Source organism: Hansschlegelia beijingensis, assembly GCF_045505405.1.
Classification (GTDB): domain Bacteria; phylum Pseudomonadota; class Alphaproteobacteria; order Rhizobiales; family Methylopilaceae; genus Methylopila; species Methylopila beijingensis_A.
Window position 1 is genome coordinate 1 of sequence record NZ_JBJKEX010000100.1, and the last position, 9444, is coordinate 9444.

Genomic DNA, 9444 nt, shown 5'->3' on the forward strand with positions numbered 1-9444 from the left:
GTCGCCACCGACGAGACCCTCCGCCATGCAGCGGCGGACCACCGTCTCGAACAGCTTGCGCAGCAGGTCGCTGTCGCGGAAGCGGCCGTGGCGGTTCTTCGAGAAGAGCAGCGCGTTGTGGCCGATGACGCGGTCCGACCACTCCGCGGACGGCATGACGATCAGCTCGACGGCCACGCCGAGCGCGAGCAGGATGGGGGCGGCCCACAGCGCGAGGGCGCCGGGCCCTGACGTCGCCGCGGGACGCATCAGCCGCCGAAGGAACGCGGCCGCCCCTATGGCGAGCGCGATCGTCACCACGAACTTGAACACGTAGCGCACCGAGGCCAGCGCGGTCACGACGTCGGCGCGCGGCCCGATGGTCAGCGCGAAAGCCGCCGCGGCGCACAGCGTCCCGACCGCCACGGCCGTCCAGAACACGGGCGTCAGCCGCCGCGGCTTGTTGGCTGCGGCGTCCGCGGTCAGAGCGCCGATCAGCGCCTCGGTCCTCATTCCCTGAAACTCCGATAGGCCGCCGACAGGGCGGCCAGTCCACGATGCAGCGCGACCCGCACTGCTCCCTCGCTCATATGGAGGCGCTCCGCGGTTCCGCGGATATCGTCGCCATCGATGGTGATCGACTTGACCACCTCATGCTGGCGCCCCTTGAGCACGTCGATCAGCCGCTCGGCTTCGCGCGAGGAAAGCTCGCCCTCGGGCTCCGGCGCCGGCAGCGTCTCCAGGAAGTCCTCGATCGGCACGTTGATGCGACGACCGCGGCGCCGCATGGCGTCGATCACCTTGTTGCGCGCGATCGCCGCGACCCAGGGACCGACAGGCTGCCGTGAATCCCAGGAGCCGCGCTTGAGATGGATCGCCAGCAAGGTCTCCTGAACCACGTCCTCGACATCCGCTGCGTCCAATCCCAGCGACGCGCCGCGTCTGCGGACCACCGCCCGGAGAAACGGCGTCAGCGCCTCGAGAAGCCGCCTGTAGGAGGCCGCGTCTCCGGCGTGCGCCGCCTTCATCCAGGAAGCCCAGTCCCGTTCTTGATGGCGCACCGGGGATCCTTGTTGAGCGATACGCGGAGAGAGCCGGCGGCGTTACGCGGAGGCCGTCATGTCCGCGTCACGCTGCGCGGTTGATTGTCCTGCCCCGTTCGGCCTTTATCGCCGGCGACTAGGCTCGCCAAGCGAAGGAGTTTTGAGGAATGACGGATTATCCGGTGTACGCCAAGATCGACGGTCCCATCGTGATGATCGGCTTCGGCTCCATCGGGCGCGGCGTGCTGCCGCTGATCGACCGTCACTTCGAGTATGACAAGAGCCGTATCGTCGCGATCGATCCGAGCGACCTCAACAAGCACGTTCTGGACGAGTACGGCGTGCCCTTCATTCAGAAGGCCGTCACCCGTGAGAACTACCGCGAGCTGCTCACCCCTCTGCTGACCAATGGCGGCGGCCAGGGCTTCTGCGTGAACCTGTCGGTCGACACCGGTTCGGTCGACCTCATGGAGCTCTGCCGGGAGCTGGGCTGCCTCTACATCGACACCGTCAACGAGCCGTGGCTCGGCTTCTACTTCGACAAGAGCAAGGGCCCGAGCGAGCGCTCCAACTACGCCCTGCGCCAGATGACCCTGGACGCGCGCCGCCGCAACCCCGGCGGCACCACGGCGGTCTCGACCTGCGGCGCGAACCCCGGAATGGTCTCGTTCTTCGTCAAGCAGGCGGCGCTCAACATCGCCTCCGACATGAAGCTCAACGTGCCGGAGCCGACCTCGCGCGAGGAATGGGCCGCGCTGATGCGCCACATCGGCGTCAAGGGCGTGCACATCGCCGAGCGCGACACGCAGCGCGGCAAGAAGCCCAAGGAGCCCAACGTCTTCCTGAACACCTGGTCGGTCGAGGGCTTCATCTCGGAAGGCCTGCAGCCGGCCGAGCTGGGCTGGGGCACCCACGAGAAGTGGGCGCCGGCGAACGCCGAACGGCATCCGGACCCGAACGCGCCGGCGATCTACCTGATGCAGCCAGGCGCCGCGACCCTGGTGCGCACCTGGTGCCCGACGCCCGGGCCGCAATACGGCTTCCTGGTCACCCACAACGAGTCGATCTCGATCGCCGACTACTTCACCGTCTGGGAGGACGGCAAGCCGGTCTACCGGCCGACCTGCCACTACGCCTATCACCCCGCCGACGACGCGGTGCTGTCGTGGCACGAGCTGTTCGGCGCGGAGGGCAAGGTGCAGGACAGGCTGCACGTGCTCGACGAGGATGAGCTGGTCGACGGCGTCGACGAGCTCGGCGTCCTGCTCTACGGCCACGGCAAGGGCGCCTACTGGTTCGGTTCGCAGCTCTCGCTGGAGGAGACCCGCACGCTCGCGCCCTACCAGAACGCCACCGGCCTGCAGGTGACCTCCTCGGTCCTCGCCGGCATGGTCTGGGCGCTGGAGAACCCGAACGAGGGCATCGTCGAGACCGACGAGATGGACTTCAAGCGCTGCCTCGAGATCCAGCGCCCCTATCTCGGGCCGGTGAAGGGCTACTACACGGACTGGACTCCGCTCGCGAACCGCCCCGGCCTGTTCCCGGAGAACATCGACGAGAGCGATCCCTGGCAGTTCCGGAACTTCTTCGTCAGGTGACTGAAGCCAGTCCGCGCCGTTAATCCCGGCCCCGGACCCAGGAAAAAGGCGGATGCGGCCGTTCGGCCGCCCGCCAGTTCGGATCGCGCAGATGACGATCATCGAGCTGATCAGGGCGCTCGCTGAGGACAGCCCGGTCGCGATCTGCCTGACGGACGCCCAGCCCGCGGCGCCCGGGCCGCTGATCCTCTATGCGAACCCTGCATTCGCGCTGCTGACGGGCCGGCCGCTCGCGGAGGTGATCGGCGTCAGCCCCCGGTTCATGCAGGGCCGTGAGACCCGCCGCCCCACGCTGGATCTTTTCGCGAAGGCGCTCGCCGAGAAGCAGCGCTTCCACGGGCAGATCACGAATTACCGCGGAGACGGCGCCAAGTATCTGGTGGAGATCGACTGCCGGCCGCTGCTCGGGCCGGACGGCGAGCCTACCCATTTCCTCGCCTTCGAGCGGGAGGTCGCGCGCCGTCGCGGGAGGCCCGGAAGCGGCGTCGCCGGCCGCTTCGAGCCGGTGTCGGTGCCCGACAGCGATCTGCCTGCAGCCCTCAGGAGCATGGCGGCCTTCGCCAGCCTGCCCCCCGCGGCCGAACATCCGCCGGCCTGATCGGGCGCTGGGCGCTGGGCGCTGGCGAAATTAACGCTTTTTTAGGGGCCGCCCGCCGGGTTCCGGCGCGTCCTGCGGGCGATTTCGGCCGCATTTAACGAACAATCAACGCAGGTTCTTCAGGCTGCAGCGGTCCATCCACCGAGGCCGCAATGAAGCAGCTGTTCCACAACGATCTGCAGGCGAAGTTTGCGGCCATCGAGACCTCGCAGGCGATCATCGAGTTCACGCCCGACGGCGAGATCGTCACCGCGAACCGGAATTTTCTCGACGTCGTCGGTTACGAGCTGGAGGAGATCCGGGGCAAGCACCACAGGATCTTCGTCCCCGAAGAAGACGCCCGCAGCCCGGGCTATGCGGCGTTCTGGGAGGCTCTGAGAAGCGGCCAACACCGCTCCGCGGAGTACCGCCGCATCGCGAAGGACGGCCGCTCGGTCTGGCTGCAGGCGTCCTACAACCCGGTGCTGCGCCACGGCCGGCCCGTGAGGATCATGAAGCTCGCCGTGGACGTCACGGCGCAGAAGCTCAAGGCGGCCGACGACGACGCGCAGATCAAGGCGATCTATCGCTCGCAGGGCGTCATCGAGTTCACCCTGGACGGGGTCGTGCTCGACGCCAACGCCAACTTCCTCGCGGTGCTCGGCTACACGATCGAGGAGATCCGTGGACGGCATCACAGCATGTTCGTCGAGCCGGCTCATGCCCAGAGCCCCGAGTACCGCGCCTTCTGGGAAGCCCTCCGTGGCGGCGAGTACAGATCGGCCGAGTTCCGGCGGGTCGGCGCCGGCGGCAGGGAGATCTGGATCCAGGCCTCCTACAACCCCGTGTTCTCGCCGGACGGCGTTCCGTTCAAGGTGGTCAAGTTCGCGACCGACGTCACCGCTCAGGTTCAGGACCGCAGCCGCAGGTCCGGCCTTCAGGTGACGATCGACCGGGACCTCCGCGAGATCAGCGACGCGATCTCGGACGTCGCCGCCCAGACCGACGGGGCCGCCGACGCCTCCAAGGACGTCTCGGCCAACGTGACCGCCGTGTCGCACGGCGTCGGCGAACTCGGCGCGTCCATCGGGGAGATCAGCCAGCAGCTCGGACGGGCGCTGAACATCTCGGATCATGCGGTCCGGCAGGCGAAGGAGACCAACGAGGTGGTGTCAGGCCTCGCCGCCTCCGCGGATCGGATCGGGCAGATCGTCGACCTGATCGGGAACATTGCGGGCCAGACCAACCTGCTCGCGCTGAACGCCACCATCGAGGCGGCCCGGGCCGGGGAAGCCGGCCGGGGCTTCGCGGTCGTGGCGTCCGAGGTCAAGAACCTCGCGTGCCAGACCCGCAAGGCGACGGAGGAGATCGAGGCCCAGATCGCGCGCAGCCAGGCCGCGACCATGAACGCCGTCGAGGCCATCGAGGCGATCGCGGCGACCATCACGTCGATCAACGAGATCTCCGGCGCGATCGCGGCCGCGGTCGAGGAGCAGAACGCGGTCGCCGCCACCATGTCGACCAACATGCAGACCGCGGCGGCCGGCGTCGCGGCCATATCGGCCAGCATGGACGGCATCGCGAAGTCGACCGGATCGATCAGCGCTTCGGCCCACAAGGTGCGCCAGTCGTCGCTCGCGATCGCAAGCTGAGCCTGTCCCTGCCGGACCGCCGCCTCGCCGCGTGGGACTAGTCGGCCGGCAGCGCCACGACGCCGGCGGCGCCGTCCTCCGTGCCGAAGGCGAGGCGCGCCCCGGCGCGGTCCCAGGCCAGGGCCGTGACCGGACCGCCCTCTCCCGGATTGCGCCCGAGGATCTCCGCCCCGTCGGAGATCCGAACCATCAGCACGCAGCCGTCCTCATAGCCGAGCGCCACCACCGCGGCGCGCGGATGGCAGGCGACGCGCGACACCCGCGCCGGCCGGACGCCGAGTTCCTTGGGGGATTTGCCCATCGGGCCGTCCTTGGCCTGGAACGGCCACAGGATCGCGGCGTCGGCGCCCGCGGTGGCGAGCGTCTTGCCGTCATTCGTCCAGTCCACCGAGCGCACCTTGCCCGGATAGCCCGACATCCGCATGTGCGCGCCGTCGGCCATCCGCCAGCCGTGGAGCGCGTTCTCCTGCATGGTCGTGACCACGAACCGTCCGTCGGGCGAGAAGGTCACGTCGATATGCGACCCCTTCCAGGCGAGCTCCTTCGGGGCCGCGTCCACGCGCGGAAACCATAGCGAGACGCCGCCATAGCGCGCGGCGGCGACCTGATAGCCCTTGGGCGCGAAGGCGAGCCCGCGGACCGCCGACGGCGCCTCGGTCGACCTGACCTCGCCCTTGCCGTCGCGCGCGAAGACGCGCTTTCCGGACGACCACGCGACCGCGCCGTCCGCCCCGAGGGCGACTGCGTCGATCCAGCCGCCGCCGACCTCTCCGAGCGTCTCGGGGGCGCCGACGCCCCTGAACCGCAGCACCCTGCCGTCGTCGCCGCCGGTGACGAGCTCGCTTCCGGCCGCGGCCGCCACGAGCACGCCCCCCTCATGAGCCGCGATCCGGGTCTCGCCGCCCTCCCCCACGAACAGCACCGCGCCGTCGCCGAGCGCGAAGGCCGCCGCCTCGCCCAGAAAGGCCGCGGCGATCACATAGGCCCCGGCCTCCACGGGCCGGGTGCGGTCCACCAGCGACGGGTAGCCGGCGTCAGAGGGCATGGACATGAAGGGTCAGTTCCGGAGATGGCGTTTCGGCGGATCGGCGGGTTCGCGCGAGCTTCAGGCCGCGCAGGCCTCGAAACCCTGCCTGAGCTTGGCCTCGTCGAGCTCCTTGCCGATGAACACGATCTTCGAGCGACGCTTCTCGTCCGGCCTCCACTCGCGCTGCAGGTCGCCGTCGAGGATCATGTGCACGCCCTGGAAGACGAACCGGCGGGGCTCGCCCGCAAACGCCAGGATGCCCTTCCAGCGAAGGAAGTTCTGGCCCTCGGTCTGAGCGAGATTGTTGACCCAGGGCATGAACTTGTTGGCGTCGACGTCGCCCGGGATCTCGAACGCGACCGACTGCATGGTCTCGTCGTGATAGTGCTTGAGGCCGCCATGGCTGTGCTCGCCATGGCCGTGGTCGTGATGCTTGTGACCATGATCCTCGCCCGCGGCGTGGTCATGTCCGCAGCCGCAGTCCGGCCCATGCTCATGGTGGTGATGATGGTCGTGGCCATGACCGTGGTGGTGGTCATGGTCATGGTCGTGCTCGTCGGCCTCCAGGAAGGCCGGCTCGATGCTGAGGATGCGGTCGAGGTCGAAGGCGCCCTTGTCGAGCACCGCGTCGAGCGGCACGTCGCATTTCGTGGTGCGGATCACCCGCGCGTAGGGGTTGATGCCGCGGATCCGGCCCTCGACCTCATCGAGCTCGTCCCTGGAGACGAGGTCGGTCTTGTTGAGCAGGATCACGTCAGCGAACGCGATCTGGTTCTTGGCCTCGGGCGCGTCCTTGAGACGCTCGGTCAGCCACTTTGCGTCCGCGACGGTGACGACCGCGTCGAGCCGGGCCTTCCGGCCGACCTCCTCGTCGATGAAGAAGGTTTGCGCCACCGGCGCCGGGTCCGCCAGGCCAGTGGTCTCGACGATGATCGCGTCGAACTTGCCCTTGCGCTTCATCAGGCCTTCGAGGATCCGGATCAGGTCGCCGCGCACGGTGCAGCAGACGCAGCCGTTGTTCATCTCGAAGACTTCCTCATCGGCTCCGACGACGAGGTCGTTGTCGATGCCGATCTCGCCGAACTCGTTGACGATGACGGCGTATTTCTTTCCGTGAGGTTCGGAGAGGATGCGGTTGAGCAGCGTGGTCTTGCCGGCGCCGAGATAGCCGGTGAGCACGGTGACGGGCGTCTTGTCGGACGAGGCGTCGGCAGCCATGGGGTCTCCAGCGGAAAGGGCCGCCACGCCGGGCGGCCGCGGAACAGCGGCGCCTGATATAGCGACGGGGGGGCGGGACGTCATCCCGCGCCGCGGAGCAATGCCGCCGGTCGAACGGCGCGTCGGCGCAGGGGGGTGATGAAGAAGGGCCGCTTGGGGCCGGGGCCCGTGGTACCGCCACCCCGGCTTGAACGGGGGACCTCCAGATCCACAATCTGGCGCTCTAACCAACTGAGCTATGGCGGCCTGACGGGGGCCGGTCAGGGCGCGCGGAACCTAGGTGAAAGCTCCGCGGCGGGCAAGCGTGTTCGACCTGCCCAAGACGCAAAAACGCCCGGACGAGGTGCTCGCCCGGGGTTTTCAGGGTGCGACGGCCGGCGGAGCCGGCCGCGCCGAAAGGTCAGATCTGGGTCTGCCGCAGGCTGCGGGAGGCGAGATCACGGAACGGCTTCGCGCTTTCGGCGGTCGCCTTCTGGGCGAGCGAGGAAAGCTCCCTGAGCTGCCCCGTCATCACGTCGAACTGCTGGCGCGTATAGGACGCCTGAAGCTCGACCGCCTGGCTTACCGACTTGGCGCCGAGCAGAGCCTGCAGGAAATCGAAATGCGCGTTGACGTTGGAGCGCGTCGCCTCGACCGACTTCCGGCCGAGCTCCTTGTAGCTCTTGGAGGTCGTCGCGTAGGCGTCCTCAAGGGCGTCGGACGTCTCCTCGGCCACGGACTTCAGGCGCGCATAGCCGTCCTTCGCCTGACGCAGGGTTTTGTCGGCGAGTTCCCGAACGGCCGCCGGGGCCGCCTCGCTGGCCTCGCGCGCCGCCGCCGCGGCGTCGTCCACCATCTCTTCAGCCTTGGACGCGGTCTTCTGGGTGGTAGCCATCTGTCTTCCTCACTAGGTGCGGCGGACAGGTGAAAAGGTCAGAAGGCCGCGCTCCGCCGGGCTGCGCGATCGCCTTCATAAGCAGTAGTCGCGACGATACGCCCGCTGCCGCGACACTCTCTGGTGCGCTGCACACCTAATGCTGCACTGCAAAATAAGCAAGCGCTTGGGGCTATCTATCTCAGGCTTTTGTGTCGCCCGAGCGACCGGCGGTCCCGCCAAGCTGCTGCACCTGCCGGGCAAGAGTCTCGAGCTGACTCTTGGCGAACTCCGTCTGGATGCGGAGCAGTTCCTCAACCGAGCCCGCGCGGAGCAGTTTCTGCGCGTAGTCGAAACTCGCCGCCATGTTCTGCTCCGCGAAGGAGACCGCGTCCCCGGCGACGTCGCGGAATCTCCCCTGCGCGCTTTCGGCTTGAGTCTCGAGCGACGTGGCAGCCTTCAGGGTGGCGTCCAGGAAGCCCGAGAACGCCTTGCGCGCCTGGTCGACGCTCTGCTCCGCGAAATCGCGCAGTTCGTTGGGAATCTGGTAGTTTTCCGACGTCCCTTTGGGGGTGTCCGTCATGGCGGCAAGGCTCCTGCGGGCCGAAGTTAACCCTGACGGCGGATCATGGCGGATCACTCGGGGCGCCGCCATAGACGGCCTCTCCAGCGGCCGGTATTTAACAGTTCATTAACGCAGCGCCGCTGCGGATCCCTCAGCCTGAGGACGATATGGGCCTGGACGCGCCCCTCAACGCTTTCGACGCGGAACGCACGCTTGCCGACGAGAGCGCGCCGGCTGCGTTCGTGGTCGGCGGCAGAGGCGAAATCGTCTGGGCGAACCCGGCGGCCGAGGTTCTCAGGGCGCAGGGCGCGTTCGGCGGCGCCGCCAGGGCCGTGCTGGAGCGGATCGGGGCTTCGACCACGAGCGGACTGGTGCGGATCCGCACGGAAGGGCCCGGCCGGCCCGCGATGACGTTCAGGGGGTCGCGCGTCGTCGTCGGCGACGGGCACGGCGTGCTGCTGCAAAGCGTCGAGCGATCAGCCGGCGGCGGCGCGGAAGCGCAGGCGGAACAGGCCGAGCCATCGCCGGACGTCGGCCCGGCGCTCGAAGAGCTTCCGCCCGCGCAGCCCGACGAGCCTCTTCGCAGCGAGGAAGTCCCCGCCCCGGAGCCTGTGGCCCAGGAACACATTGCGCAGGAACACGTGGCGCAGGAACACGTGGCCGAAGAGCCCGCCGCCGAAGATGACGGCGGCGAGAAAGACGGCGGCGAGGAGCCCGCAGCCGCGCCGAGCGCAGCGCCGGACTGGTCCGACCTGCGTTTCGTGTTCGAGATCGACGCCGGCGGCAGGATCGCCTTTCTTTCTCCCGACCTCGGCGAAGTGGTGGGATCGAGCGCGGCCTCGGCCCTCGGCCGCCCATGGGACGAGGTCTGCGCCGAGCTCGAGCTCGACCCCGCCGGCGAGGTGGCCGAGCGGCTGCAGACCCGCGCGCCG

The 9444-nt window shown here is 68.6% G+C and carries 8 protein-coding genes, 1 tRNA gene and 2 pseudogenes; 4 read left to right on the forward strand and 7 right to left on the reverse strand.

Translation table 11 applies throughout. The annotated features are described in order from the left end of the window. Nucleotides 1-123: 123 nt before the first annotated feature. Both ACIKT0_RS08555 and ACIKT0_RS08560 read right to left on the reverse strand, forming a co-directional pair. Nucleotides 124-492: pseudogene (locus ACIKT0_RS08555) on the reverse strand (NrsF family protein); the annotation flags it as partial. Next, complete coding sequence (locus tag ACIKT0_RS08560) at nt 489-1040, reverse strand: sigma-70 family RNA polymerase sigma factor (protein WP_407104940.1); 552 nt, start codon at nt 1038-1040, stop codon at nt 489-491. The gene ACIKT0_RS08560 and the pseudogene ACIKT0_RS08555, both read right to left, overlap by 4 nt. Nucleotides 1041-1189: 149 nt before the next feature. Between ACIKT0_RS08560 and ACIKT0_RS08565 the strand changes: the two genes are divergently transcribed. The 3 genes from ACIKT0_RS08565 (at nt 1190) to ACIKT0_RS08575 (ending at nt 4849) form a co-directional block, all read left to right on the forward strand. Then, complete coding sequence (locus ACIKT0_RS08565) at nt 1190-2620, forward strand: homospermidine synthase (RefSeq protein WP_407104941.1); 1431 nt, start codon at nt 1190-1192, stop codon at nt 2618-2620. A gap of 91 nt (nt 2621-2711) precedes the next feature. After that, nucleotides 2712-3218 (forward strand): PAS domain-containing protein, encoded by a 507-nt coding sequence (locus tag ACIKT0_RS08570; RefSeq protein ID WP_407104942.1) that lies wholly within the window; start codon nt 2712-2714, stop codon nt 3216-3218. Between the two features lie 152 nt (nt 3219-3370). Further along, nucleotides 3371-4849 (forward strand): methyl-accepting chemotaxis protein, encoded by a 1479-nt coding sequence (locus tag ACIKT0_RS08575; protein WP_407104943.1) that lies wholly within the window; start codon nt 3371-3373, stop codon nt 4847-4849. A gap of 37 nt (nt 4850-4886) precedes the next feature. Here the strand turns inward: ACIKT0_RS08575 and ACIKT0_RS08580 are convergent, their stop codons facing one another. From ACIKT0_RS08580 to ACIKT0_RS08600, 5 genes are all read right to left on the reverse strand, one after another. Continuing rightward, nucleotides 4887-5900, reverse strand: a complete 1014-nt coding sequence (locus tag ACIKT0_RS08580) for a WD40 repeat domain-containing protein (protein ID WP_407104944.1) — start codon at nt 5898-5900, stop codon at nt 4887-4889. Between the two features lie 54 nt (nt 5901-5954). Then, complete coding sequence (locus tag ACIKT0_RS08585; protein ID WP_407104945.1) at nt 5955-7094, reverse strand: CobW family GTP-binding protein; 1140 nt, start codon at nt 7092-7094, stop codon at nt 5955-5957. Nucleotides 7095-7263: 169 nt separating this feature from the next. Next, a tRNA-His gene (locus tag ACIKT0_RS08590) sits at nt 7264-7340 on the reverse strand. A 154-nt stretch (nt 7341-7494) separates the two neighbouring features. After that, on the reverse strand, nt 7495-7968 hold the full coding sequence (locus tag ACIKT0_RS08595; protein ID WP_407104946.1) for a phasin: 474 nt from the start codon (nt 7966-7968) through the stop codon (nt 7495-7497). 181 nt (nt 7969-8149) lie between these two features. Beyond that, nucleotides 8150-8602, reverse strand: coding sequence for a phasin family protein (locus ACIKT0_RS08600; RefSeq protein WP_407104947.1), 453 nt, complete (start codon nt 8600-8602; stop codon nt 8150-8152). Between the two features lie 77 nt (nt 8603-8679). Between ACIKT0_RS08600 and ACIKT0_RS08605 the strand changes: the two are divergent. Beyond that, nucleotides 8680-9444, forward strand: a pseudogene (locus tag ACIKT0_RS08605) (hypothetical protein); the annotation flags it as partial.

What these genes read in the sequence shown, in the direction of transcription:
- ACIKT0_RS08565 (WP_407104941.1), top strand. Translation starts at nt 1,190, where the DNA reads ATGACGGATTATCCGGTGTACGCCAAGATCGACGGTCCCATCGTGATG.
- ACIKT0_RS08570 (WP_407104942.1), top strand. Translation starts at nt 2,712, where the DNA reads ATGACGATCATCGAGCTGATCAGGGCGCTCGCTGAGGACAGCCCGGTC.
- ACIKT0_RS08575 (WP_407104943.1), top strand. Translation starts at nt 3,371, where the DNA reads ATGAAGCAGCTGTTCCACAACGATCTGCAGGCGAAGTTTGCGGCCATC.
- ACIKT0_RS08580 (WP_407104944.1), bottom strand. Translation starts at nt 5,900, where the DNA reads ATGTCCATGCCCTCTGACGCCGGCTACCCGTCGCTGGTGGACCGCACC.
- ACIKT0_RS08585 (WP_407104945.1), bottom strand. Translation starts at nt 7,094, where the DNA reads ATGGCTGCCGACGCCTCGTCCGACAAGACGCCCGTCACCGTGCTCACC.
- ACIKT0_RS08595 (WP_407104946.1), bottom strand. Translation starts at nt 7,968, where the DNA reads ATGGCTACCACCCAGAAGACCGCGTCCAAGGCTGAAGAGATGGTGGAC.
- ACIKT0_RS08600 (WP_407104947.1), bottom strand. Translation starts at nt 8,602, where the DNA reads ATGGCGGCGCCCCGAGTGATCCGCCATGATCCGCCGTCAGGGTTAACT.